This is a genomic window from Chromatiaceae bacterium, assembly GCA_024235395.1.
GTDB lineage: Bacteria > Pseudomonadota > Gammaproteobacteria > Chromatiales > Chromatiaceae > Thiosocius.
Window position 1 is genome coordinate 205,115 of sequence record JACKMK010000004.1, and the last position, 26,640, is coordinate 231,754.

The 26,640-nt window shown below is 61.9% G+C and carries 21 protein-coding genes; 10 read left to right on the plus strand and 11 right to left on the minus strand.

What is annotated here, in order from left to right:
- The first annotated feature begins 46 nt into the window (after nt 1-46).
- Nucleotides 47-868 carry an HAD-IIB family hydrolase gene (locus tag H6955_19465; GenBank protein MCP5315746.1) on the plus strand — a complete coding sequence of 274 codons (822 nt, stop codon included), beginning with the start codon at nt 47-49 and terminating at the stop codon, nt 866-868.
- A gap of 39 nt (nt 869-907) precedes the next feature.
- On the opposite strand, the gene H6955_19470 is transcribed toward H6955_19465, so the two are convergent.
- Both H6955_19470 and H6955_19475 read right to left on the minus strand, forming a co-directional pair.
- Nucleotides 908-1,951 (minus strand): M48 family metallopeptidase, encoded by a 1,044-nt coding sequence (locus H6955_19470; GenBank protein MCP5315747.1) that lies wholly within the window; start codon nt 1,949-1,951, stop codon nt 908-910.
- Entirely contained in the window at nt 1,951-3,147 is a 1,197-nt protein-coding gene (locus tag H6955_19475) for a DUF898 domain-containing protein (protein ID MCP5315748.1), read from the minus strand. The genes H6955_19470 and H6955_19475 overlap by 1 nt, the downstream gene beginning before the upstream one ends.
- 299 nt (nt 3,148-3,446) lie before the next feature.
- Here H6955_19475 and H6955_19480 point away from each other — a divergent pair, with 299 nt between their 5' ends.
- The gene (locus H6955_19480; protein ID MCP5315749.1) at nt 3,447-5,084 is read left to right on the plus strand and encodes a diguanylate cyclase; all 1,638 of its coding nucleotides are present in this window, start codon (nt 3,447-3,449) and stop codon (nt 5,082-5,084) included.
- Between the two features lie 50 nt (nt 5,085-5,134).
- Here the strand turns inward: H6955_19480 and H6955_19485 are convergent, their stop codons facing one another.
- A complete protein-coding gene (locus H6955_19485) occupies nt 5,135-7,456 on the minus strand; it encodes an EAL domain-containing protein (protein MCP5315750.1) in 2,322 nt (773 codons plus the stop codon).
- A gap of 458 nt (nt 7,457-7,914) precedes the next feature.
- Nucleotides 7,915-8,520, minus strand: coding sequence for an STAS domain-containing protein (locus tag H6955_19490; GenBank protein ID MCP5315751.1), 606 nt, complete (start codon nt 8,518-8,520; stop codon nt 7,915-7,917).
- Between H6955_19490 and H6955_19495 the strand changes: the two genes are divergently transcribed.
- Both H6955_19495 and H6955_19500 read left to right on the plus strand, forming a co-directional pair.
- Nucleotides 8,519-8,875 carry a hypothetical protein gene (locus H6955_19495; protein ID MCP5315752.1) on the plus strand — a complete coding sequence of 119 codons (357 nt, stop codon included), beginning with the start codon at nt 8,519-8,521 and terminating at the stop codon, nt 8,873-8,875. The genes H6955_19490 and H6955_19495 overlap by 2 nt on opposite strands.
- A gap of 327 nt (nt 8,876-9,202) precedes the next feature.
- Nucleotides 9,203-9,937, plus strand: coding sequence for a c-type cytochrome (locus H6955_19500; protein MCP5315753.1), 735 nt, complete (start codon nt 9,203-9,205; stop codon nt 9,935-9,937).
- A 25-nt stretch (nt 9,938-9,962) separates the two neighbouring features.
- Here H6955_19500 and H6955_19505 read toward each other — a convergent pair whose 3' ends face one another.
- From H6955_19505 to H6955_19525, 5 genes are all read right to left on the minus strand, one after another.
- Nucleotides 9,963-10,298 (minus strand): cytochrome c, encoded by a 336-nt coding sequence (locus H6955_19505; GenBank protein MCP5315754.1) that lies wholly within the window; start codon nt 10,296-10,298, stop codon nt 9,963-9,965.
- A gap of 12 nt (nt 10,299-10,310) precedes the next feature.
- Nucleotides 10,311-10,643, minus strand: coding sequence for a cytochrome c (locus tag H6955_19510; protein MCP5315755.1), 333 nt, complete (start codon nt 10,641-10,643; stop codon nt 10,311-10,313).
- 345 nt (nt 10,644-10,988) lie between these two features.
- On the minus strand, nt 10,989-11,438 hold the full coding sequence (locus H6955_19515) for a CZB domain-containing protein (GenBank protein ID MCP5315756.1): 450 nt from the start codon (nt 11,436-11,438) through the stop codon (nt 10,989-10,991).
- A 295-nt stretch (nt 11,439-11,733) separates the two neighbouring features.
- Nucleotides 11,734-14,247 carry an EAL domain-containing protein gene (locus H6955_19520; GenBank protein ID MCP5315757.1) on the minus strand — a complete coding sequence of 838 codons (2,514 nt, stop codon included), beginning with the start codon at nt 14,245-14,247 and terminating at the stop codon, nt 11,734-11,736.
- 4 nt (nt 14,248-14,251) lie between these two features.
- Entirely contained in the window at nt 14,252-15,895 is a 1,644-nt protein-coding gene (locus tag H6955_19525) for a FecR domain-containing protein (GenBank protein ID MCP5315758.1), read from the minus strand.
- A gap of 267 nt (nt 15,896-16,162) precedes the next feature.
- Here H6955_19525 and H6955_19530 point away from each other — a divergent pair, with 267 nt between their 5' ends.
- Nucleotides 16,163-17,107: an aldo/keto reductase gene (locus tag H6955_19530; GenBank protein ID MCP5315759.1), complete on the plus strand. Its 945-nt coding sequence runs from the start codon at nt 16,163-16,165 to the stop codon at nt 17,105-17,107.
- Nucleotides 17,108-17,113: 6 nt separating this feature from the next.
- On the plus strand, nt 17,114-17,767 hold the full coding sequence (locus tag H6955_19535) for a hypothetical protein (GenBank protein ID MCP5315760.1): 654 nt from the start codon (nt 17,114-17,116) through the stop codon (nt 17,765-17,767).
- Between the two features lie 5 nt (nt 17,768-17,772).
- On the opposite strand, the gene H6955_19540 is transcribed toward H6955_19535, so the two are convergent.
- Nucleotides 17,773-18,207: a hypothetical protein gene (locus H6955_19540; protein MCP5315761.1), complete on the minus strand. Its 435-nt coding sequence runs from the start codon at nt 18,205-18,207 to the stop codon at nt 17,773-17,775.
- Nucleotides 18,208-18,695: 488 nt separating this feature from the next.
- Here H6955_19540 and H6955_19545 point away from each other — a divergent pair, with 488 nt between their 5' ends.
- The 4 genes from H6955_19545 to H6955_19560 all read left to right on the plus strand — a co-directional run bounded on the left by H6955_19545 (nt 18,696) and on the right by H6955_19560 (nt 25,172).
- Nucleotides 18,696-21,599: a cytochrome C gene (locus H6955_19545; protein MCP5315762.1), complete on the plus strand. Its 2,904-nt coding sequence runs from the start codon at nt 18,696-18,698 to the stop codon at nt 21,597-21,599.
- A gap of 228 nt (nt 21,600-21,827) precedes the next feature.
- Nucleotides 21,828-22,451, plus strand: coding sequence for a TlpA family protein disulfide reductase (locus H6955_19550; GenBank protein ID MCP5315763.1), 624 nt, complete (start codon nt 21,828-21,830; stop codon nt 22,449-22,451).
- Between the two features lie 111 nt (nt 22,452-22,562).
- The gene (locus H6955_19555) at nt 22,563-22,958 is read left to right on the plus strand and encodes a hypothetical protein (protein ID MCP5315764.1); all 396 of its coding nucleotides are present in this window, start codon (nt 22,563-22,565) and stop codon (nt 22,956-22,958) included.
- A 258-nt stretch (nt 22,959-23,216) separates the two neighbouring features.
- The gene (locus tag H6955_19560; GenBank protein ID MCP5315765.1) at nt 23,217-25,172 is read left to right on the plus strand and encodes a YcxB family protein; all 1,956 of its coding nucleotides are present in this window, start codon (nt 23,217-23,219) and stop codon (nt 25,170-25,172) included.
- On the opposite strand, the gene H6955_19565 is transcribed toward H6955_19560, so the two are convergent.
- Nucleotides 25,169-26,638 carry a hypothetical protein gene (locus H6955_19565; GenBank protein ID MCP5315766.1) on the minus strand — a complete coding sequence of 490 codons (1,470 nt, stop codon included), beginning with the start codon at nt 26,636-26,638 and terminating at the stop codon, nt 25,169-25,171. The genes H6955_19560 and H6955_19565 overlap by 4 nt on opposite strands.
- Nucleotides 26,639-26,640 lie beyond the last annotated feature (2 nt).

Genomic DNA, 26,640 nt, shown 5'->3' on the forward strand with positions numbered 1-26,640 from the left:
ATCCGGTCGGCGCCCATCGCCGATGACCGATTACATCCAGGAACACATGACCAAGAGAATCCTAGCCACCGATCTGGACCGGACCCTGTTGCCCAACGGCAGTTGGCCGGCAGACCCCGGGGCCATCCCACTGTTCAACGAGCTGACTCAGGACGACGACGTGTTGCTTGTCTATGTGACGGGCCGCAACCTCGACCTGACTGAGGACGCGATCCAATCCTTTGGGGTGCGTTTCCCCGATGTCTTGATCGGCGACGTCGGGACCTCCATTCGACGACGCGTGGCGAACGGCTGGACGACCGACAATGCCTGGGTCGAACACGTCAGGCAGAGTTGCCCCCGCTGGGACGCGCAAGCGGTGCGCAACGCACTGGCGGGGGTTGAAGGGCTCGTCGAGCAGGAAGCTGTGCACTGCGGGCCTTTCAAGCAGAGTTACTACGCGGATCACGATCGGAGTTCCGAGATCCTGCAACTGGCCAAGGACCGCGCTGAAGGCAGGTTCGACGAGGTATTCGTATACAGCTTCGATTCGCAGAGCGGCGCCGGGCTGCTCGATCTACTGCCGAGGAGTGCGACCAAACAGACCGCTTTGGAGTTTCTTGCGGCGCAGACCGGCATCAGCAAGTCCGACGTCGTATTCTGCGGGGACAGCGGCAACGATGTGTTCCCGCTCACCGCGGGTTTCAACGGCGTCATGGTGCGCAATGCGGATGAACAACTGGTCGCGAGCGTACAGAAGGCCAAATCGATGAGGCCTGACTTGCGGATCTACCACGCACAAGGTGGGTTCAGGGGACTGAACGGTTACTATACCGGTGGGGTGATCGAGGGCGCCTATCATTACGGTTTCTTTGGTGATTTCGACTAGGTGCCAGGCGCTTCTTCAACACCTGCGCCTCCAGGATCACTATCGCTTTCTCCCCGATTCGATCAGCTCTCGGAGCGGTTGCATCCGCTCCTTCCCGAGCGGGTGCGTGGATAGGTAATCGAGCCAGTTGGTCTCCTTTCGCCCGGCAGTCTTTGGTTCCTCACCGGCGGTTTCCAGTCTCGACAGGATCTCGATCAACTGGGTTGCATCCATGTTGCGCTCCAGCATGGCGCCTACCGCGTACCGGTCCGCCTCGGTCTCCATGTCGCGGGAATACGAAGTGCTGACCAACACCGTGGGTAGCGAAACCAGCAAGGAGTTTGCGGATGACACATCTCCTGCGATGAGCACCAGCAATGTCGCCAGTCCGACATTCTGCAACGCCCCGCGCAGACCATGCCGACCAACCACGTGACCGATTTCGTGCAGCATCACCGCTGCTATCTGTTCGTCGTTGTCGGCCAGTGCGATCAGCCCGTCGGTGAGAATCACGGTTCCATCGGGCAATGCGAAGGCATTCGCCCCTATCGGACCGCTGAATCTTATCTGCAGATTATATGCGTCGCCGTCGGGAGCCATTGCCGCAAACAGATCAACGATCTCCCGTTGACGCGCCAACGGCAGTTGGCTTGGTTCGAGCAGGTGCCGGTCAAGTATTGCGAGCGTTCCCTGCCCCAGGGATTCATTGATCTCGGCAGGCAATGCATACGCGGCTCGTGTCGCCAGCCAGGGAACTCCCCAGGTGACGAACCCGTACGCAAACAACATCGTAAAGAGCGCCGCCGCAATGACGTAGCGGATGTTCGCTTCCAGGCGGTGCACGGCGGACCCAGAGCGACTGGCGTGCCCGAAGTCGTCGATCCATTGATCCACGATGTCGTTGTCCTTCGTCTCGAAACAGCCACCGCCGGGAAAGTTGAGATAACGATGGGAATTGCCGATCCGCGGACTGATATCGATCGCGCTCAATGTCACGCCCTCGATATCGGCCTCCGGGCAGGAAACGTCGCCGGCATCGTCGATCCAAAGCTGTGCATCGACCTGCCTGGAGTCGGTTCCCCGCTGGAATCGACCCCGGAGCATCAGATGCCGACTTCGAGATCGAACACTTCGCCGAATTCGTCACCTAGTGCGCTTACATTCCTGCGCCGCGCCGCGGCGAATCCATCGAGGTCCTCGCTGGCGACAAAGTCGAGATTGCCCAGATGATACCGCGCCGACCTCACCTTGGCCCAGGCGACGCCCAGGCCCAACGTTGCCACGATGATCAGCAGATTGCTGAGATAGAGCCATGTCATTCCTGCCGTCGTGAGCCTGGCCCGAAAGCCGTAACGCTCCGCCAACACGGTGTTGCCGTAGATCAGATTGAAGCGCTGGGTCTGGAAATAGGCATAGATCACGGTATACGCAGGCACCAAGAGCAATAGTATGATCCCTTGTGAGAGCAACAACATCATCGCCTGCCCGGGATCCGCAACACCTCCGGTCGTGGACTGATCCGCCATCAGCGTCACCGCCTGACTACCCAGGGCACCCAGCAACGCGGCAACCAACATCACAATACCCATGCCGAGCAACAGGCTCATGCCGTAAACTCTGTAGAACCCCCCGGCCCTGCCCGCGTAGCTGAACATGCTGTCACCGTAGCGACTGTTGTCTACGTAGAATTTCGCCGCAATGTAGGCAAAAAAGGGCAGTCCGAGAACATACGCCAGAATCGCGATGGTGATACCGATCGCCGCGCTCCCATTACCGCCCGTCGTTGCCACGGCTCCAAAACCAAAGGTCGCCATCAATACGATCAACGCCAACGTCGGTGCAAGAAATACCGCGTAGGCCTGCCGGTAGTTTGGGACGAAGCCGAAGGCAACATTGCGATGGACGCTGTTGCCCAGCTTGAAGGCCATCGCCCGCACGATGATCGCAGGCATCGCGATGATGAACAGCAGCAGCATTGCGAGCGCCAACATCGGCGCAAGTTCCTGGGCCAGCGAAAACACCACGAATCCGGCCACCGCGACCATACGGCCTTTGAGAATCGTGAGAGGCTTGGCGGTGTATCGAAACGAGGTGTCGTCGAGCAACGTATTTCCATAGAAATACTGCTGGGTGCGCACTTTGGCCCATGCCGAATAGATCCCAAGCGTCAGCACCGTCAGCAGGACGTTCACGATCCAGATTTTGAAGTACTCCCAGCCGTTTCCGGTGAACCTGAACCCGAGCACCCGCCCCGCGTCGGCATTCTCTGCACTGAGGTTTGCATGGATGTTGTCTGTCATTCCCTGGCTCCCGATGCGTTCGACGAGCGACACCATGTCGCTCCGTGCCCAATGCGTATCGGCTAACCCATGTGGCCTTTAAGGTAACAGGGAATATTCAGTCGCCTGCTTCCCCCCTGCACCCCGGTTGTGAACCACGAACCAGGTGCGCCCTTGGCCACAAGCTGCCAGTTTCCGGAGGCAGACTGATGGCCGGTTCCTTTGCAGTGGTGCCGCGGAAACCGCAATGGCGAATCCAATTCGGCCCCTAAAGTCCCTACGAAGAACGCCGAAAAAGCACAAAACCAAGAAAAAAAGAAATGCAATCTGAAACAGAGTTGTCACCGTCGGCGTCCAGCTCGGAGGACGCGCACATCACACGGACTTACGGGAACCTGATTCCGTGGGTCGGTGGCCTACTGTGCATTTTTTGTTATGTCGTGCTGTTCTTCTCGATCAACCACACGGATACGTTGAACCGGCTCGATTCGACCCTCGTCGACATCGAGCTGAACGGCCGCAAGATGCGCCTGATCAGCGAAATGATGGAGATCGCACGCTCCCGTACCCGCATCACTTCACAGATTCTCGTAACGTCCGAACCATTTCAGCAGGACGAACTCAGGATGCAGCTGGACCAGCTGGCCAGCCGCTTCGCCGCGGTACGGACCGAACTCGTGGCCCTGCCACTGGACGCCGTTGAGCGTCGGGTTCTGCTCGAAGAGCAGCCGCGCATCGTCAAGGAGATCCTTCCGGCCCAACGCCATGCGGTGGAACTGGCGCTCAACGGCACCCCTGATCAGTTGGCGCAGGCGCGTCGTCTGCTGTACGGCACCGTCATTCCGGGACAGACCCGGATGGTCGATTTCCTCGGCTTGCTGATAGGGCGCGCACAGGAACGCACGACGCAGATCGCTCAACACACGCTTGGCGCATCGAACCAGAACAAGCTGAAAGGCATCGTAACGATCATCGTCATCCTCGGTACCATGTTGTTGCTGGCAGGTTTCGTGATCGCGCGCGAACGCCGCATCCAGGCTGCACTGAAGAAATCGCACCTCGGATTGGAGATGGCGATCACCGAAAGGACCGCGGAGCTCAGTGAGGCCAAAGACGACCTGCAGCGACAGATCGAGCTCGTCGACAGGTACGTGCTTACCTCGCGCACCGATCCGGACGGCATCATCACCTACGTATCGAGTGCCTTCTGCGAGTTGACCAAATACGATGCCAGTGAACTGATCGGAAGGCCCCACAGCGTGGTGAAGCATCCAGACACACCACCCTCCGAATACGCCGGACTGTGGAAAACGATCAAGCGGGGAGGAACCTGGTGCGGCGAGCTTCGCATGCTGACGAAAGACGGCCAGCTGCGCTGGATGGATGCCCACATCGAGCCCGAGTTCGATACGCAGGGTCAACTCAAAGGTTACGTCGCGGTCCGCCAGGACATCACCGACAAAAAGCGCATTGAAAAGCTGTCATTGACAGATCCGCTGACGAAACTGTGCAATCGACTCCGGCTGGATGGTGCACTGGGAGGCGAAATCGAGCGCTCAAGACGCTACCAGCATGCATTGAGCGTCATATTGTTCGATATCGATCACTTCAAGGAAGTCAACGATACCTACGGTCACCAGGTCGGTGACGAGGTCCTGGTCGCCGTGGCGGGCATCGTGCAAAACGCCGTGAGAAACACGGACATTGCCGGTCGTTGGGGCGGTGAGGAATTTCTGGTCATCTGCCCCGGAACCGGACTACAAGGAGCCTGCGAACTCGCAGAGCGCATTCGTTACGCGATAGCCCGATTCGACTTCGGCCTGGCGGGTACGCGTACCTGTAGCTTCGGCGTCGGGTTGTACCACGACGGTATGAACAAGGACGACCTGCTGGCCATCGCCGACGACGCGCTTTACCGGGCGAAGCGTGGCGGTCGCGACCAGGTCGCTGCGGCCTGAACTCAGCAGCTTGTCGTCACGCAGCGACACCTTCGGCGGATGATGCACGATCAACCGTGCCGCTCCTGCACGGCCGCTTCCGTTAGCAGTCTACGACCGACCTCTTCGGCGGTTGTCGGTTTGGCGAACAGGTAACCCTGCAGGACGTCGCAACCGGCGTTACGGAGAAGGTCTGCTTCAGCCGCGGTTTCGACCCCTTCGGCAACGATGCTCATCCCCAGCGTCCGACTCAGCGACACTATCGTCTCGATGATCGCCCTTACACTGCGGTCACTGGTGGCTTCCTGAACGAAACTGCGATCGATTTTCAGCACGTCGGCGGGCAGGCGCCTCAAGTACGAAAGACTCGAATAACCCGTGCCGAAATCGTCGATGGCGATGGTCAACCCCATTTGTCGCAGGTCTCGCAGAATCGCCAGGCTCTGTTTCGGATTGCTCATGATGAAGCTTTCCGTCACTTCGATCTCAAGCAACGAGGTATCGATGCCGTGTAAAGAGGTTTCCCGACGAATGAGTTCGACGAGATCCTCTCCAAGCAACTGTCGAGCGGAAACGTTCACTGCCACGCGTTGCCAACCCTTGCCCTGCCTCGCCCACGCCGCGATCTGCCGACACGTCTCCGCGATCACCCATCCCCCGATTTCGCCGATCAGGCCGGACTCCTCGGCAACAGGTATGAAGCGATCTGGCGGCACCGTGCCACCGTCGGTCCTGTGCCACCGCAGCAGTGCCTCGAAGCCCAGTATCCGACCGTCGTGCGCACCGACCTTGGCCTGGTAGTGCAGGCTCAGCTCCCTTCGCTGAATGGCTTCTCGCAGCGCCAGTTCCAGGTCCAGACGCTGCCTCGCCTGCTCGGCAAGCCGGGCATCGAAATAGGCATAGGTATTCCGCCCCGCCGCTTTGGCCGCGTACAGCGCCATATCGGCATTTCTGAGCAACTCGACCACCGCATCGCCGTCTCTCGGAAAGACAGCGATACCCAGCGAACTCCGCAGGACGATCCGGGCCTCCGGAAACTCGAATGGCTCATGAAACGTGGCCAGCAATCGGTCGGCGAGTACGGCACAATCCGCCGGATCCCGGATGTCTTCCATCAACACGACGAATTCGTCGCCACCTACGCGCGCCAGAGTCGCGTCGCTTCCCAGGCAACCAAGCAAACGGCGACTGACAGCAGTGAGCAACCGATCGCCGGTCAGGTGGCCGAACGCGTCGTTGACCGCCTTGAAGTGATCAAGATCGAAAAACAACAGCCCGAGACTGTGTTGTGCTTCCCGCGCTCGGGCAATCCCGGATTCGAGTCGTTCCGTCAACAGGCTACGATTCGCCAGGCCGGTCAACGCATCGTGTCGTGCCTGGAACAGCAACTGCTGGTCCTTTCGGTAGTCGTCGGTGATGTCATTGAACACGGACACGAAATGGGTAATGGTCCCATCTGCGTCACGAACGGCGTCCATCGTACGGCGCTGTAGAAACTCACTGCCATCGCGGCGCACGCTCCACAGCTCACCCTCCCACCTGCCGGTGTCCCGCAACTGCGTCCAGAGGTCCTCATAGAACGCGTGATCCTGATGAGGCGACCGCAGAATGGACGATGGCTGCCCGATGACTTCTTCCGCCGGGTATCCCGTGATCTCGGTGAAAGCCGGGTTGACCTCGACGAAATGTCCCTCCGGATTGAAAACTGCAACGCCCTCCGCGGTGTTTTCGATCGCCGCAAAAGCGAGGCGTATACGCTCAGTGCGTTCTTCGACCTCCTGCTCTAGCCGGGCGTTGTTGTCCAACAGGGCGTTCTGAGTCTCCAGCAGTGCGGCATTCAGTCGGCTGAGCTGCGACTGCTGGCCCCTGAGGTCGCCGAGAAGGGCTTGATTTTCGAGTAGCCTGCGTTGAGAAACGATCAACAGCGTGCGCGCCTGCGTGTGACTGATCAACATCACCGCCAGGAACGAGAAGCCCAGCATCGATAGCACCGGGCCCGACACCGAGACTGGATAGATCATTACCGACGCGGGTGCAAGCATACTCACGATGTAAAACCGGGCCGGCCATGCCAGCGGCGCCAACACTGTCGTTGCACCGCCGGCCATTCCCGACAGCACGCAGATGACTGCAAGTTTTTCGACCTCGTCGGCGGCTGGAAAGGTAAGGACGGGCACCAAGGTCCACAACGCTGCCGTGAGCACCAGTGGCACCGTAAACACAAGCTCGCGCATCCGCAGACCGAAGCGGTTCGCGTCGCGTGCATGGCTTACGATGAATCCGGCACGCAGCATCAACAGACCGGTCATCGCGGCAAACCACCAGGGGGCTATCAGCTCGCGCGTGCCCAGCCAATGGATCACGCCAAGCGAAAGCACCGCGATCGCGGTCATTGGGATACCACCACGGCTTTGCCGGAAAGCCTGATCGATCAGGCTCGCACGCAGCGATTCACGGTCCGCCTCACTGACTGAGCGGTTCCGGTCGCTATATCGTGGCCGATACTGGCCGTTCATGACAGGCAAGAAACAGATTCCGTGAGGGCTCGATCGTCCGGGCTACCGGGCCACTTCGTCCGCAAGACATCTGCGCAATGCTAACAGCCCGATCCGAGGAAACGTATTCGCTCAACTCGACACGCGAACCCGCGATCCGGTGGCAAGGGCCGCACGCGACCGCGTGAACGAACGCCGTCCCATTGCGTCAATATCGGCCAAATTCGCGAAATGCTTAGCCCGCCGACGCAGTCATGGCCCGCAGGTCGAGGCTCGCTTGCATCATCCGAACGATGTCCTGGACACTGCCTTCATTGCGCCCGTACGAAATCCGCAGTTCTGCGTCGCTGCGATGTTCAGGGTTCATTGACAGGGATACGTCGACGCTGCTGGATATCGCGCTCGAGAATATCGATCACCTCGCGAAAGGCCTCGGCATTCGCCGCATCGATCTCGGACAGGCGCCGGTGCGCATCCAGTACCAGATCCGCAAAAGCCCCGGCGCCATCTCCCTGCTCTGTCAGATCGGCCAGGTTGCCAACCTCACCTACGGGTTCACCACGCAATTCGAACAGGCGATCAAAACAGACCCCCAACAACGTGGAGGTCACAGCTGCCTCGGTGGTCACAATGATCGGCCGAGGTTTGTCCTGTTCACGCGACCAGTTGGCGATCCTTACCAGGACACCCAGGCAGGTGCTGTCGATCTTTTCCGCCTCGGTCAGATCGACGTAGAACCTGTACGTGTCTTCAGCTTCAAACGCGCGGTCCAGCAGTGCGTTGAGCGCGGGTGCCATCGAATAACGCAGATCGCCGCCCAGCTTGATGAACCAGGTCCCATGATCTTGTGCGTAGCGCGCAAAGTGCTCGGGCATCGTCATTCCATCCGCTCGATAACGGGCATAGATATCGTCAGGATAGGCGCCCCCGGCTTCCAATCCCAGCGCACGAAGCAGGTCCATGCGCGACAGCCCCGGCCGGGATGCCGCGATGAGCAGTTGCGCACGTTTTTCGTCCAGCCGGCGGCCGGCCAGGACCGCTACAACACGGTCTTCGATACGCGCCAAAGATGCGCTCGCCGTGTGGCAAAAGCTGCTGCAAACCGCGCCAGGCTGCGGCATCCCGCTCCAGTCGCTCGGCGTCGCTCTCACCATCGTGCTGCGGAACGCGAAATCCGCTGCCTGGGAGATAACTGACGAAATTGAAATGCGTCATTGGGTCATCCTCGACCACCAGTCGGCGAACCCGATTGGTTGCCCTGCGACATATAATCGAATCGCGCCGCGTAACCCAGCCATATTCTTGATCGGCGCGTGAAACACCGGGACGTAACGCATATCCGATTTGCGCAATCGTGCAGTTGCCTGTTCGCCCGTTGAACCGGTCAGCACGATGAATCGCACCTCCGGCGCAGGGCCACGAAGCTGCGGTATCGCCTGGGTTCCATCGCCGCCCGGCAGGCGGTGGTCCACCATGCGGACATCCCTGGGGTCCCCGTATTCCACGAAGCTCAGCGCCTGTTCGACGCATGCGTGACAGACGCCGACATACCGCCCTCCCCCAGGACAGCCGCGAGGCTGTCGCAGATCCATTGCCCATCATCAACAGATCCGTTGGCGCTCCCGGTCTGCAAGACCAGCCACTGTGCATCGCCTGCATTCGGTTACAATATGGCTGATAGGCCGCTGCGGCATCGCCAATAACCATGGCCACCGAATTTTCGCAAACAGGAGAAACACCGAGATGCGCCACGCCCTTACCCTGGCAGCACTGCTCACCGCCTTGGCCCAGTCCTCCAACGCGGGCGATGCGCCGGGATTCGAGTGGACCCAGGAAAAATTCGACCTGGTTGCCGCCGCGGACAGTGCCGCAGGGGAAGCGGTAGCTCAAAAATACCGCTGCCGAAAATGTCACAATGACACCGGAGTCAGCGACGACGAAGACGTTCCGACGATCGCCGGTCAGCGCCCCACCTATATCTACAAGCAGCTCACAGACTTCAAAGACGAGGTTCGCAGCGACGAAGACATGCAGAAGGTGGCGAAAAAGCTCTCAGAACAGGACATGGTGAATATTGCGGCCTGGTACAGCCAACAGCAGCGGCCCGCCATGGTGGGCGGCGACGCACCGTTGGTTGTCAAAATCTGCGACAGCTGCCACGAGAAGGACATTGTCGAAAAGGACGACCGCATCGAGGTCGCGCCGGTGATCACCGGACAGGTCCGCAAGTACCTGAGAAAGTCGATGCAGGCCTTCAAACAGGCCGACCGCAGCAACGACTTGTTCAGCCGCATGCAAAGCGTTTCGCACAAGCTGAACAGTGAGGAGATCACCCGGCTGGCGCGTTACTATGGCGCCTTGGAACCCGACGTCGACTGACAGCCGTGCGGCCTCCCGGCCGGCGTCACTCGTTGGGAAGGACCTCCAGCACATTGGTCTCCTGGCTGGAGAACCATGCCGCCAGGTCGCGCATGTCCTGGTTGCTGAGATTGGCAACCATGTTCCCCATCAGCATGTCCTTGCGCCGGCCGCTTTTGTATTGCTGTAGTGCCTGAAACAGGTACGATTCGTACTGCCCTGCCAGACGCGGGTTCGCGCCGATCACGCTGTTCCCGTCGGCGCCATGACAACCTGCACACACCGCGGATTTCTCTTTGCCCGCCTGCGGATCGCCGCCCGCCTGCGCCTGTCCAGCGCACGTCGCCACAGCTACCAACGAGAGATAGATTGCTGCTTTCATGATCTCATCCATTCACTTGCCGACAGACGAAAAGTAGGCTGCGATGTCCGCGATGTCCTGATCACTGAGACTCTGTGCATTGCCTTGCATTGTGACATGCGCGCGTGTTCCCGAGCGGTATGCGAGCAGCGCCGAGATGATATAGGCCTCGTTCTGCCCCCCGACCTTCGGCACGTGATAGTTGGGGTAGGCATTCGAATACGACGGAATCGCATGACATCCCAGGCAGGTATCCGCCTTCACGCGGCCGCGCTCCGCATCGCCGTCGATGGCATGCGCGCTGGTGGCCGCCAGCCCACCCAGCAGTAAGCCCGCAACCAGTTTTCCACGCAACAATGACCGCATATCCCCCCCTTGTCGTATGCCGCTTCGCGGTTTCGCGAGTATACGCGGATCCCGCTGATTGTTCGCGTTGAAACGGGACAGAATAGTCTATGGACAGCGGAGAGCCGCTCAGGGCGGCGACCGGCCGGCAGGACGGTCGCCCTGGAGGAGATGGGGGATACTGCCAGCGAAACCCGGGGCTCAACAATGCCCCGACCAACCCCGCCGGGGCCTGCACGCGGCAAAGGAAGCCCCGGTAGGGTTGCGGACGGAATCTGTGGTACCGATCACGAGCGACGCGCGAACTGCGATACGCCGCGAAACACGGCGCGCATCAAGGACGACGGGAGCGGTCGACGCCGACCGTCAATACACGGCGGCCAGATCTTCCTCAGTCATCTGGCTCACTTCCTGCTCGAGCAGATTGATCGCCTCGAGCAACGTCGACGAGACGGCGAGCAGCTTTTCCATCAATTCTTCCGCTTCCGCCTGGTGTTCCTTCTTTACCTTGGCAGTGGACTTGAACATCTTCTGCAGAACACCGCGGTCGTCACTACCAAACAACAGCTTGAAGATCTTCATATAGATCTGATGCAGCATCTCATGCGGCGTATCGATCGCCGAATACGCACTGAGCGAGGCGAGTGCCTGGCCCGGCCCGTGATACCAGCGTCCAAATTTGCAGTCGGTATGGATCACCGGCACATGTGCCTGCTCGACTGGAATGCCCACAATCAACGCCTGCGCGTAAGAGCGCCATTGAATATGCGCCGACTTTGCCTGGCGCAACTGCAAGAGAGCCTCTTTCTTGTTCATTTCCACCCTCGATCTTGGTTTCGAACACCGGCGCTGCATAGATTGCAGGCGCGTGTAATCAACACCAGTCCGTGGCCGGAGCAACTACGTCGCGGCGTCAATCTGCCGGAACGAACTCAAATCCCTTGGGCTGCTGGAGGGTAGTGGCGTTCGACGTGGGTTTATCTTTAACTACTGGGGAAAATAAGGTTTTTGTCGCCAGTTGGGCGGGAAATGCCCCCGCACGGCAATGACCGACAGACATAATCGACAGAGGGTCCTCGAGCGCCGGCGCCGATCGTGCCGCAAAGCCAGCTCAGCCGGTATTGCGCACGTCCGCACCCGGCGGCACGCGCCTGTCCGAACCGCGCGCCTTGCGCGATGGACTGCCGAGCAGAAAGGTGATGTCCCGCGCCGGCATCGGCTGGCTGAAATAGAAGCCCTGCAGTTCGTCGCACCCCTGTTGCTTGAGGATCGCGGCCTGATCCTGGGTTTCCACACCTTCGGCGATCACATCCAGCTTCAACCGTTTCGCCATGCTGATGATGGTCGCGGTGATCTCCCGAACGTCGTCGTTGACGGCGATCTCGCGCGTGAACGACTGGTCGATTTTGATGCGGTCGAGCGGAAAGTGCTGCAGGTTGCTGAGCGAAGAGTAACCCGTACCGAAGTCATCGATCGCCAGGCCGATCCCGAGTTGCTTCAAACGGCGCATCGCGGACGTCGCCTCTTCCAGGTTGTGCATCAAGGTGCTCTCGGTGATCTCCAGTTCCAACATTCGGGGATCGAGGCCGCTCTCTGCCAATGCACTCTCCACCTGCTCTACCAGGTGTTCGTCGGCGAACTGCAGCGGCGAGAGGTTGACTGCGAGGCGGATCGGGCGTTCGGCAGATGCATTCCATCGCTGGGTCTGCTCGCAGGCGGTGTGCAACACCCAGGTGCCGATCGTCTGGATCAGACCGGTGTGTTCGGCGACCGGGATGAAGGTGCCGGGGAATACCAGCCCGAGTTCCGGATTGTGCCATCGCAACAGCGCTTCCAGGCCGATGATGTGAATTCCGCTGGCATCGACCTGAGGCTGGTAGTAGACCTCGAATTCACGACGCTCGATCGCATAGATCAGGGCCTGTTCCAGGCGCGATCGTGCGTGTACCTCGCGCGCAATCTCGTTGGAGAAGACGCACGGTACCGGGCTGTGCTCGATCCTCGCGCGAAACATCGCGATATATGCATCGCGCAACAACGCGTTGCCATCCGCGCTGGCCTCAGGCCACAGGCTGAGGCCGATTCGGGGCACGAGAAACACTTTCGAATCCTCTGCAGGCAGCGGTTCCCTCAGCGCCTCGACGAGGTTGTTCGCGACATCCAGCGCCTCTGTGACGCCATTGATTTCCCGCAACAGTATTCCGAAGTCGTCGCTGTTCAGATGGGCCACCAGATCCCCGCTGCGTACGACCCGACCGAGGCGCGTGGCAACGGTGCGCAACAATTCGTCTCCGTCGAGCCGACCGACGATCTCACCGGCTGCCCCCGACCATTTCACATGCACGATGACCAGCGCGGTCGTGCCGGCCGTCTGATCGCCGGTCTGAAGTTGTCGCAGCTGTTGATCGAGCACGAACTGGTTCGGCAGATCGGTGGTCACGTGATGCAGCGCCTGGTGTTCGATCCGGACCTCGAGATTTCGATTGATGCGTATCTCGCGAACCAGGGTCCAGGCACCCCACAGCGGAAACCCGAGAATGATCGGCGCAATCGCGGCACTGGGTGGAAACCAGATCTGCCAACCGACCAGCAGAAATGCCGTGAACGCGAGCACGAGCGCCACACACAACGGAAACAGTACGACCGCCGTTCGATAGCTTGGGGTCAACAACAGCATCACCGAAAGCAATGCGACACCAGCACTCAACCAACGATAAGACGTGGAATCGATCTCGCGCGCCAATCGTCCACCAAGGATGCCACTGAGAATATGGCCGCTGAGTTCCACACCGGGCATTCTGCGATGTTCAAGCGATACCGGCGATGCCAGAAAGTCACCGAGACCGGCCGCAATCGCGCCGACCAGCACGTACTGGCCGCCCAGAGTTTCGGCCAGGTCGTCATCTTCGAGCACCTGCTGGAACGACACCGTGCGGATCGCTCCCCGCCGCGCGTCGAAAGGCACGAAATAGCGATCGCTGCGGGCCCAACCGAGAATCTCCCCGTCCGACGACACCGGTCGTTCATAGAACGGTCCACTGCCCCCGCCCACCTCGGCGATCGCCAGTGCGAATGCAGGCCAGTGCGGTGTTCCCAGACCCGCATACAGAAAAAAGCTGCGCGACAGACCGTCCACATCCACTTCGACGTCGGCATGACCCAACGCAGCAGCGGAAGCGGCAAGCCTCGGGATCGGCAACACCTCGGAGATCGACTGTCCCGCGATGGGATGACTGGGCGCCACCGCGAGGACCGTTCGACCATTGCTCTGCATCGCCTCGGCCAGGAGACGGTCTGCCTCAGAATCGTCTTCCTCGAGCTCGGCGAACAAGACGTCATAGCCAACTGCACGCGCGCCGGCCTCTGTCAAACGCTCCAGCATGCGCGCGTGCACCCTTCGCGACCAGGGCCAGCGTCCCAGACGCTGCAGGCTGAGGTCGTCGATCGCCACGATCGTGACCAGTTCACTCGCCCGGTGGTCACTGGCACGAAGAAAGTAGTCGTATACGAGATAGTCGATACGCTGCAAAGTGTTGTTGCTGGCCAAAAGATACGCGAACGCCATCGCCAGCGTGGCCGTCAGCAGTATGCCCGGATGCAATCGCTTCAGGACCCGACCCGCCATCGTGTTACAGCGCCAAGAGCCCGATGACACCGATCAACGGTACCACCCACCAGCTACGATCCGGCGGCGGGTCGATGCGTTGCACCGCACCCCAGGGTCCGACAAAGCCACCCGACTCCACACTGCGGACACGCAGGTAGCGCACCTGCCCTGGCATGGGGTCGAACGCGAGCTGCGCCTCCGCACTCCGCTGATCGATCTCGAGGTCCTTGAACTGTGGATCCCTGGCCAGTTGCACGTCGTAGGACTGACCGGCATCGCCCGGTTTCCAGGAGGCCACGATACGGCCGTCATCCGTGGCCTCGACCCCGGCCTCGACGGTCTCCGGTACCGGTTTCAACTGCCAGGAGCGGGAAACGCTCGGTGGCCCGACCTCGCCGCTGTCGGAGACGCTCATCACCCGCCAGTGATAAACACCTGGCGAGGCGTCTTCCGCGGTCGGGAACCGCGTGCCGTCCACGGATTCCTCGACGACCAGGGGAGCCGTGAACCCTGCATCGTTCGCGATCTCGATGCGATAGCTCTGTGCATCGGACGATGCACTCCATTGCAGTTCCGCCGCCGTGCCACGCAGGGTCTTGCCGTCGGTCGGCTGCAGTGGCACAGGCGGCTGTGGCCGGGTATCGATCACCACGGCTTGAACGGTTTGCTCACCCTCCAGTCCCAGGTCGTCGATGCCGCGCACGCGCACAAAGTATTCGCCGTCCGGCAGATCGGGCAGTGTGACCCGCGCGCGCTCGACCACACGATCCCACACCAGCACGGCGAAATCCTGACCGGCACTGATCTCCGAGCGATAGGCGCGCGCGCCCTGCACGTCCTGCCAGACGAGCGGCCAATTGAGTTCGCGGATGCGCGCCGCGGGCGGCTGCAGCTGCGGAGCGGGCAGCAAGCGCCGCGGCTTTACGGGTGCCTTGCCGACCGCGACCTGAGTACCGAAACCTGCAGGGACCAGATGTGCCTTGCGTCCACCGGATACCCGGACCTTGCCCTTCAACACCTCGATGTTGGAGACCTGCGCGCCGTCCTGTACAGCGGCGCGATACTCGGTGCCGCGCACCGCACTGATCGCCGAGGGGGTTTGGATCTCGAACCGAGATCCGGGCCCGGCAGCCGGCCTAACCCGGGTATCGAGCCGTCCTTCGATCAAATGTACCCGCGAGTCGACCATGCCGGTCTCCCCGTGTGCACTCAGATGATCGAAGCGCATCTCACTCCCGCCGTACAGGGTAAGCACACTGCCGTCGGCGAATACCACCGTGGCAGTGCTGTCCGCCCCGGTCCGCAGGCTGTCGCCGAGCCGGATTTCCGCCCCCTCCGTCACCTGGGCCTTGCGACTGCCGTCGGCGCGTATCAGTTCCACCGGCCCACCGGCCGCCGCCAGACGCGCCGGCACCGGGTTGGTGCGGATCCATTTCATCGGCACCCGCAGTCGTGTCCCCGGCTGCATACGTCGCGGTCGCTGGACGGCGTTCAGCGTGCGGAGCTGTTCGAACCGCAGCGGTGTGTCGAGGTATTTCTCGCTGAAATCCCACAGATTGTCGCCATCGGCGACCGTGTAGATCCACATCTCCTCGGCTGTTCCGACCGCCGGATGAAATATCAGCAGAAACAACAGTCCGTGAAGGATTCTTCCATGTGCGAACACCGGCCCACTCCCCTTTTTTCGTTAAGTATAGTGGCGCACCGCCTGCGAGGCCGAGCGATGTGTCGAGCCCACGAGGCGGCGGTCGGTGATCCGGGCGCCGACGGGTGGTGCCTGGGTTTCGATCCGGAAATAGGCTCCCAACGGGCCCCGTCGTCCTGGACAGACGGTACCGTGATGGCAAACAGGCGCCCGCACTCCGACCCCCGCGAGCACCGCTCCTGTGGGTCATGGTTCAATAACACACTTCCGTTTCAACGGAGGATCCCGATGTCAGACGATGCAGACGCAGATCCTTGGCTGATTGACCGCAGGCGGTTCCTCGGCACACTCGCGGGCCTGGTCGCCGGAGGTCTGGCGGCACCGCACACCGTTTTTGCGACACCGAGCCTGCATACGCGACCTATTCCCCGTTCCGGCGAATCGCTGCCGGTGGTCGGCATGGGGACCTACATCACGTTCAACGTCGCGGGTGACGAATCGCTGTTGGCGGAGCGCCTCGAGGTGATGCGCGCGTTCTTTGCTGCCGGCGGTGGACTGATCGATTCCTCACCGATGTACGGCTCTTCCGAGGCGACTATTGGCCACTGCCTCGCGCAGCTCGGTCACCCCACCGGCATGTTCTCCGCAACCAAGGTCTGGACCTGGTTTACCAGCGATGGTGACGCGCAGATGCAGGAATCACGTCGGCTGTGGCGCATTCCGCAATTCGACCTGATGCAGGTACACAACCTGCTCAGCTGGAAGGACCATCTGGCAACCATTCGCCGCGACCGCGATGCCGGCTTGGTGCGCTACATCGGCATCACGACGTCGCACGGACGCCGGCATGAAGACATGGAGGAGCTGATGCGGACCGAGGCGCTGGATTTTGTCCAGTTCACCTACAACATCGTCGACCGCGAAGCAGAGAAACGGCTGCTACCGCTGGCCGCCGACCGGGGCATCGCGGTGATCGTCAATCGACCCTTTCAACGCAAGGCGCTGATCGAACGCTTCGGGCGTCATCCCTTGCCGCCCTGGGCCGCTGAGATCGGCTGTAGCACCTGGGCGCAGTTCCTGCTCAAGTTCATCGTTTCACACCCCGCTGTGACCTGCGTGATTCCTGCAACCTCACGAGCAGATCACATGCGTGAGAACATGGCGGTACTCAGCGGTCCGTTGCCGGATCCGGACATGCGACGGCGCATGGTCGACCACGTTGCGACCTTGTGAACCGGCATGCTGCCCTATTCCTCCGAGGTCCTGTTCACGCTGTACGAGCACTACCTGCACGCGTGGCTGCCTTACAACGCCGGTGTGTGCGCGGCGATGCTGCTGGCATGCGTTCTGATCTGGTCACGACTCACATTGTTGCGACGGATCTCCTGTCTATCCCTGGCCTGCGGCTGGTTGTGGGTCGGCGTCGTGTTTCATTACGGCTACGCCGCGCAGATCGATTTCTCTGCGCGGTTATACGCCGCGCTGTTCGTGATCCAGGGCGTTGCACTGCTGGTCTACGCGATCGCGCGTCCATGCCCGCGTTACCAGTGGCCATCTGACGCTCGCGCAGTGATTGCGCTGGTCCTGATCGCCTGGTCCGTCGGCGTCTATCCAGTAATGGACATCGTGTCGGGCCACGCTGTCGGTACACCACGGTTGGTCGGCCTGGCACCGACGCCGACCGCAATACTGACGCTCGGCCTTTGGTTCGGCGTGCGCGAATCCATACCGCGCACATTGTTCGTCATACCGCTGATCTGGTGCCTGATTGCGGGATTCACCGGTTGGGTGCTGCACGATCCAGCCGACCTGTTCTCACCCCTGGCGGCGATCGCAGCGCTGTTCCTGCTTCGGCGACGACAGACTGTAAGGCCGATGACACCAAGACGCTGACCACATCATGCCGCATCGGCGCCCTGAATATGCCAGGCGCGCCAGGTCCAGACGAAACTTGCGAGGTCCTGGAACGCGAACGCGAGTGCGAGCCCGCCGGGCACGACGTCGAGATACCAGAACACGGCCATCAACGGCGGCACCAGGGGTCGATCAAGCAACGAAGCAAACACAAAGCTGTGCGCGTTCAGTCGGCCACCGACCACATATAGCACACCGATCCCGCTGACCAAGACGCCGACCAGACGGAACAGATTGGCGGCTTGCGCAGTGGCCGGTTCCCCGCCGAGCAGTACCAGCATGCTGCCCGGCAAGAGTACGACCACGATGCCCTCCAACAGCACCAGCCAGCCGAATGCCTCGACGGTCTCCGCTGCATGCGTCTGCACCGGCGGATTCCACAACCGTTGCAACATCTCGTAAAACGAAGGCCTGACCATGACCGCCGCCCCCTTGTGTGATATCTCAGCGACCTTCGATAGACCTGCGTCCTCCGCAGTCCCGAACAACGCTTGTCTGCAAGCAGGATGATCCATATCCAGAATACGAACGAGTTGCGTTGGACCAAATGCTTGTAGGAATTTTCCCCGGGGCCACTGAATCACGCGGCGCGCACTAGGCAATTCGCATCGTTCGAGCCGGCTGTTTCGGTTCTCGTATTTGGGAATGCATCACCAATAATGAGAATGTCGCGGCCACTCGGAACAATGTCCCTGGAGAACTGTGACTCCCCGCATGCTTTACGCAGCAAAACCGCACAAAACGGACGCTTCTTAATTTTCACTTAAGGTTTCCGTGGCTAAGGTTAGGTCGCCGAGACCAACGACCGGGGAAATGTCGTACCCGGAAACCAACCGATAGCTGAAGAGGGGATGCTATGTACTCAACGGGGAATGCAACGACACGCCACAGCCTGCGGCTCCTGCCGATGGCGTTGGCGCTCTGTCTTGGTCCACAGGCAGTCTGGTCCGATGACGATGATTCTGAACGACGCCGTTCGAGCTCGGATTCTTCGAGCCGTACCGCGGCCTCATTCGATATCACGCGCGCGCGTTACCGATCGGAGCGACGCCGGGTCGAGGTCGAAGGAGACGGACAAAGCGATCTGCGCGTCGCAGTGGTCAATGCATTCGATACGGATCAGATACTCGGTGGTGATCGCGTCGAAGACGGGGAATGGAGCGTTCGCGCATCGCGCCTCAGCCCGGTGCCCTGTCGCGTGCTCGCGACTCAGGCAGACGGACAGGTTGTCGAGGCCGACGTGCAGAACGCGCCATCGAACTGCGCCCCCAAAGCGCCGGTCAATCCGCCCCCCGCCACACCATCGCTCAGCATCAACAACGTCACGGTCAACGAAGACGCCGGCAACGCCTCGTTCACCGTGAGTCTTTCAGCGAGCAGTTCGCAGAACGTGCGCGTCGAATACGCTACGCGCAACGGCACTGCGACTTCGGGTCAGAACGCTGACTATCTCGAATCCAACGGCACCCTGAATATCCCGGCTGGCACCTCCGTCGCGACCGTGAACGTCCCAATCAACGACGACTCGACCGAGGAGCCGAACGAGACGTTCTTTGTCGATCTCAGCAGTCCGGAGAATGCCACGATCGCGGATGCCAGTGGGGTATGTACCATCGTCGACAACGACGGCTCGCAGCCGCCACCACCCCCGCCCCCGCCGGCAGGTGACGTGTCGATCAACTCGACCAGCCAGAATTCGGTGGCGGGCTCCGCGGCCGATCCTTACTTCGTGGGCCCGGTACCGGAACAGCCCTTTGTGGGCAACAACACCCACAAGGTTCTGGCGATCAATGATCTCGGCATGCACTGCGGCGACCTCGATACCCGTGTCGCCAGCATCCTGCCGCCGTTCCAGGTCCTGCTGACCCAGGTCATCGCACGCGGTGGAGAACCCGACCTGCTCGGGCCGGGACAGGCGACGGTCGAGTATTCCGCAGTGGCCAACCCGAACGACCCGATCCTGAGTGACCCGAATGCATTCCGCGGTGTCACGCCGGACGGCGATGTCTACAAGACGAATTTCTGGGATGTCGCATCGGCGGCCTACGGACCCTTCTACCCGCCGGGCGTCCTCGACGCCTTCTACGACCCGAACGATCCCGACGCCAACAAGGACATTGGCTTGCCGGTACCGAACGTCGAGGAGTTGTATCTGGGCAGCGGAGCACTGGTGGCTACGCAGCACGCGATGCCGGGTCTGACCGGGGCCTATCTGCAGAACGTGCCTCAAGTCGCTGAAGAGTTCTACAACGACAAGCCGTTCTTCATGAACTTCCCGTTCGGCTATGTCGCCCAGGACCTCAACTGGTTCGAGGGTGCCGGCGTGCCGTTTGCGGCATTCGACGACTTCGGCCGCGAGAACGCCTACCCGCTGGTTCGGGTCCAGGCCAAGGTCGGCGACAATGTGGTGGCCACCACCGACACTGTCTTGCCGATCTCCGGCGAGGCCAGCTGTAAGAACTGCCACTCGGCCGACATCGACGTGAGCCCGGAGACACCGCACGCCGGATCGGCGTTGCCGTCGGTTAGGCCGGTGGCGACCCAGATGGACGACCCGGCGGTCGGCGACCTCCCGGTCAACGTCAGCATCGAGTACGCAACCGACCTCAACATCCTGCGCCTGCACGATGAAAAGCACGGCACCGACCTCGAGGGCGCGCAGCCGGTGGTCTGCCAGACCTGTCATTACACGCCGGCACTGGACCTGGCACATGTCGGTCCCAAGGGTGCAGGCGATGCCGATGCCAACGGTCGCACCCAGCTGACGCAGAGCACGATGTCGAACGTGATGCACGGCCACCATGGCGAGACCGGGAAGTTCCCGGAGATCCCGCCCGCGATCCAGGCGGCCGACGGCAGCATCACCAACCAGGCCGCACGCCTCGCCGCGCTGGAGCAGAACTGCTACCAGTGTCATCCGGGCAAGAACGTGCAGTGTCTGCGCGGCGCCATGTTCAATGGCGGCATGTTGTGCAGCGACTGCCACGGCGGGCTGGCCCAGGTCGGGAACGACTTCTCGCGAGACGTATCGCCGACCAACGATGGGCTGGACAAGTTCATCCTCAGCGGCAACTTCTACGACCCGAACGACCCGCAACCGCGCGTACCCTGGGCCAATGAACCGGGCTGTGGCTCCTGCCATACCGGTGATGCGACCAGCAACCTGGCCGGCACGACGGGCACCCGGGTCAATACCCAGGACGCCAATGGCAACGCCGATGGTATCCGTCTGCGCCAGGCGTTCCGCAACGGTGACAACAAGGCCACGCCGATCGTACCGGGCAACAAGCGCTTTGCCGAACCGGTGGTACCGGCCAGCTTCAACGGTACGCCGAACAACGGTGCGGGTAATCCGCAGCTGTACCGCGTAAGTACCGGGCACGGTGGGGTCATGTGCGAAGGCTGCCATGGTGCAACCCATGCCGAGTGGCCGAATGGCAATCCGAATGCCAACGACAACGTGACTGCGAACCAGCTGCAGGGTCACACCGGGACCATTGCCGAGTGCACCGTCTGCCATGAGACTGGGCAGCTATCTAGCACCACGCAGGGCGGACCACACGGCATGCACCTGGTGAATGATCGACGCTTCTACGACGACGATCATGAAGACCTCGCCGAGCAGGAGAATGGCCGGCCAGGTGGCGGCACCTGTGCCGCCTGCCACGGTGCGGACCATCGCGGTACCGTCCTGTCGCGTGCAGCGGCCGATCGCACCTTCAACGTGGAGGGCAGGACCGTGACCATCCAGAAGGGTGAGCCGGTTGGCTGCGGTCATTGCCACAGCATCAGCGATAGCTTCGAGGACTGACCGACGACGCATCCCCGGCCCGGCACGGACGCCGCCGGGTTATCGCCATCAACAGCATTCGCAGCCGGGCACAAGCGCAGCCCGTGCTGCGATACCTCGGCCGCCCGCTTGGCCGGCCATAAGCCCTTCATCCTCCAAGAAGGGCTTTTTTTTGTCCGGGCGCCCGGCCGAATGGCTGCCTACAATGGGATGCACGCCGTGGCAGGGCGTCCAACGAAGGAGGCGCAGATGCGCAGTCTGGCAAAGTGCGGAGACAGATTTGGGCGGATCGTCGCACTCGTGCTTGCACTCGCGCCCGGGATGGCAAGCGCGGCCGAACTCACGCCGGTCCCCGCGCTGCCACCGGCCCCGCTCGGGCTGGTCGACCTGGATGGCCGTCGGGTCGACCTCGCGGCTCTCCGCGGCGAGGTCGTGCTGGTCAACTTCTGGGCCAGCTGGTGTCGACCCTGCGTCGACGAGATGCCGGGCATCCTGCGCCTGCAGCAACAACTGCGCGACCAGCCGTTTCGGGTGGTCGGCATCAATGTTGGCGAGGCCGAGCGGCGCGTGCGCACCGCCGCAAGGCGCATGCGCCTCGATTTCACGATCCTGCTGGACAACGACAGCGTGACGTTTGGTGCCTGGGGGGGACAGGTCCTGCCCACCAGTTTCATCCTTGATCGCATCGGCCGCATCCGTTTCCGGGCGGTCGGTCCCCTGGACTGGGACGATCGCGACATCGTCGCGACGCTAAGGCGCCTGGCATCCGAAGGTGGTCGATCCACGGTCCGCGCTACACTGCCGGCTCCCGCCGAGCGATCCGCCGCGACGGCCCCGCCCGACACCCCGGCCTGCCACGCGTCCGCCTGCTGAGCATCGATCCCCATTCTGCCAACGGGCCCGATCGCTGTTAGGATCACAGCGAATCCGTGCACCACGCGGCCGCACGCCCCCTGCAATCCGGCAAAAACCAGAACCGACTCGATGTCGCACAGACAAGCGCACCCAGCGCAGACGCGCTTCTTCCCCGGGCAACGCACGCTCAATATGCTGCTGCGCGCGGCCCACCTGGTCGGCATCGCCGGTATCGGGGCAGGTTTTCTGTTCGGCCTCGAACGCACCGCCTGGGATCACTACTGGCTGCTGACGCTGTTCACCGGCATCGGACTGACCGCGCTGTATCTCTGGTCCAGCATCTCCTGGCTGTTGGAACTCAAGGGATTCGCAGTCCTGCTCAAGGTCGCGCTGCTCGGTCTGGCCTTGGTTTTACCGGAGCACCGCGCCGGTCTGTTCATCACGATCATCGTGATCTCTGCCTTGAGCGCCCATGCACCGGCACGGATCCGCGCCTACCGCTGGATCGGCGGGCAACGGTCCTGACGGGCGTGCCCACGACATCCACTGCCGGGCTGGCCTGCGCCTGTGCGCCCGATGGCGGTCTGACGGCAGCTCTGCCGCCGGACCTGTGGGTAGCGCGCGGGAACGGTGACCGCGGCACCGATACAGAATCGGTCTGTACGACCGCTAACTTTTCCAGGATTTGACGCGGTCGCAGATGCCTGGCGTCTGCCGGCCAGAAACAGCATGTCCGACAGGTCGACGGTACCCGACAGACACAGTGATTCACGGAGGAACCCGGTGATAGAAACGCGCGAATTCAGCCTGAGCAAAGGCGAGTATCGGCGTTTTTTACGTCGACTCGTCATCGAACGTCACGCCTCGGCGATCGCGCTGGCGTGGTTTCTGGCGGCCACACTGCTGATCTACTACGGTGACATGTCGACCGCCGCTGGGTTCAAATGGACCTTGGCTAGCTGGGCACCGCTGCTGATATTCCTCGCGCTGTGGACCATCGGCATCGTCGCCTATCTGCCGATTCGCCAGTCCAATGCGCGCACCGCGGAAGCCGCGTACCGCGCGCACAGGGTGCGATTCGAGCCGGACTGCGTGCATGTCGAGGTCGACGACGGCAGTCGCTTGAGACTGGCGTACAGTGCCGTTGAACGCATCGATTTCGACGAGGAGTTCCTGCTGATTCGCCAGGACTCGGGGCTGGTCAACGCGGTACCACGCCGCGCGTTCGCCGATCCCGCAGCCGCCAACGCAGCGGTGGACCTTTTTCGGACGGCGGGCGCCGGCGCGACCGTGACCGGCCCCGGGCAGGCGGCCAACTACACCGGCGTTGCCGGGCAGTTGCGCGGTGTCTGGCACAACCTCAAAGGCGGCCTGCGGCTCCTGTTGTTCCGGCGCGTGACGCGCGACGCCTTCGCCGTCAGCGCCGACCAGATCATCCTGCTGTCGCTGTTGGCGGTCACGGTCGCGATCGGTGGTGAGTATCTGGGCACCGAAGGCACCGTGACGTTCAACAGCTACGGACTCCTCAGCGACGCGACCGCGAGGCTGCTGCTGCTCGCCGCCCTGTACCTGATTGCACGCCTGCTGGGCCGGACGAAAGATTTCCTGTTGTTTGCGGTGATCGTGCTCGGCATCGACCCGTGGGTGACCGGCATCCAGAGCGTCGCGGAAACGGTCGAAACCACCACCCTGGGCACGCTGCTGTCCGCAGCGACCATCCAGCTGTTGGCATTCTGCTGGTATGTCATCGCCTGGGTACGCGGCGCGCGGGTCGCGTTTGCCGGACATCGCGGCAGTGTGCCGGTATCGCTGCTGGTCTTGTTTCTTGCCGTGGTTGCCCCGGTCTCGGCGCTACCGATCAACACCTTCTGGTACGCGGAATACGACGACGCGGATCTGCTGCCGGACATCAACGTCGAAGAGGTCTTTTACCGGCAGCCGGGGATGATCGCCGCCACGGTCGATGATCTCGAACCGCAGCGACCGGGCGTGATCGACCTTTACCACATCGGTTTCGGCAGCGTCGCGTATCAACGCGTGTTCGAACGCGAGATCACACACGTGCGCGATCTGCTGGCGCAACGCTTCGACACCGCGGGGCGCGCGATCAGTCTGGTGAACCACGGTGACTCTGTGCAGCAGATGCCGATCGCATCGGCGTCCAATCTCGCATTGGCGTTACAGCACATGGCGCGCAAGATGGATCCCGACGAAGACGTATTGCTGCTCTACCTGACGAGTCACGGTTCGCGCGACGGTCAACTCGCAGTGGATTTCTGGCCGCTGCAGCTCAATCCCCTGTCGGCCCAGGGCCTGCGCAGAATGCTCGACGAATCCGGCATTCGTCGCCGGGTGATTGTCGTGTCGGCATGTTATTCGGGTTCGTTCATCGATGCGCTGGCTGACGACAACACCCTGATCGTTACCGCCTCCGCGCGCGACCGTAACTCCTTTGGTTGCAGCAACGAGAACGAGTTCACCTACTTCGGCGAGGCGTATTTCAAACGCGCCCTGCAACAGACCCATTCGTTCATCGACGGCTACGCGCTTGCCCGCCAGATCGTGATGGAGCGCGAGAAGGCCGAGAACCTGCAACCGTCGAACCCGCGCATCCATGTGGGCTCAAGGGTCAGTGAATTCCTGCAGCCGCTCGAACGGCGCCTGAACTCGCTGCACCAGGATCACGCCAGCGTTTCACGCCGCGACGTCCCCGCATCGTCTCGAGCCGGTGACGGCTAGAATCCGCCGCCGGTACGGAAACCTCCGCCACCTCCGCCCCCACGGTTGCCGAAACCACCGCCCGAGCCTCCGCCGAAACCGCCGCGGCCCAATCCCCCGATGATGTCGCCCAGGTCCCCCAGACCTCCGTTCCAGACGGTGCCACGACCGAAGCCGCCGGAACCGAAACCGGGATCCGAGTGACGTGGCTGGTAGCGTTGCAGCTCCTGCAACGCCTTCCACAGCATGCCGCGATCCAGCATGCCCGCCAGGAATTGTCCCAGCAGCAACGACAGCATGCTGTCGTCGGTGAATATCGAACCACTGCGGTCATAACGGCTGCGCTTGAAATCGACGCGAAGCCGCTCCAGCTCCTGCACTCTGTGCTGCTGCTGGGCGATGCCGTCGTGCAGCGCCTGGGTGTTGTGCTCGAGCTGCTGACGCTCGGCTTCGCGCTGCAACATCCGGCTGACGATCACGTCGTCCTCGGGGTACGGTGTGCGGATCGCATCGTCGCGCAAACCGGAGAGATCGTCTCTTCGAAACTCGTTGACCAGGTATTCGATCGCGCGCTGCGTGTGTTCGTCCTCGCCGACCGCGTGGCGCGCCTGCTCGGCCTGCAGTGCCTGCTGCTCCTGTTCGTTTTGTTCGATCTGCCGATCGATGTCGTCGACCCGCGCCTGCTGCGTCGCGACCTGTTGCTCGAGCGCCGGGATACCGTCTGCCTTCCGCGCGTCTTCGTCGAGCCCGCGCAGGCGTTCGAACTCGGTGTCCGCGAGCCCCTGTTGGTGCTGTGCATGCTCGCGCAGCCTTACCGGGATCTCGTTGAGCCGATCGAAGTTCGCGCGTGCATCGGCATACCCGATCAGCCGGGCGACCTTGCCGTCAAGCCAGCGCGCCAGTCCGCTGGCCGTGTACGCCGGCAGACCGTATTGACGCCGCCAGAGGTACATGAACAAGGGGTCGTCATGGTAGGCCTGGCCCTTGCTCGAGCGCTCCTCCTCGCTGCGGGTGGCCTTGTCGTTCGCGTGCGCCGCCATGCGGCCGGCCTCCTCGGCACGCTCTCGCTGGGCACGATAGTCCGGTTGCGCGTCGAGACGTACCTGGATCGCCGCTTCGGCCTCGTCGACCCGGGCGACTGCCTGATCGACCAGCGCCGCCTGCTGGGCACGTTGTGCTTCCAGGGCGCGGTGCCGCTGAACCGCGTCTTCCACCTTGCGGCGCAACGCCTCCAACGCCGCGTTGCGCTGCTGCAGCAGTGCCGTTGCCTGTCGTTCCGCGTGATCGAGATGCTCGAGCATTGCATCGCGTGCGAGTTGGTCCAGCCTGACCCGGGCCAACCCCCGATAGTCTTCTGTCTGGGCGTCGTTCAACGCCAGCATGCGCTCGCCGTTTGCAGCCATCTCGGATTGCAGGCGATCGGCCTGCTGATGTGCCTCGGTCAATGCCTGATCGATCGAACCGAGTGCCTGGCGTCCGGAGATCATCG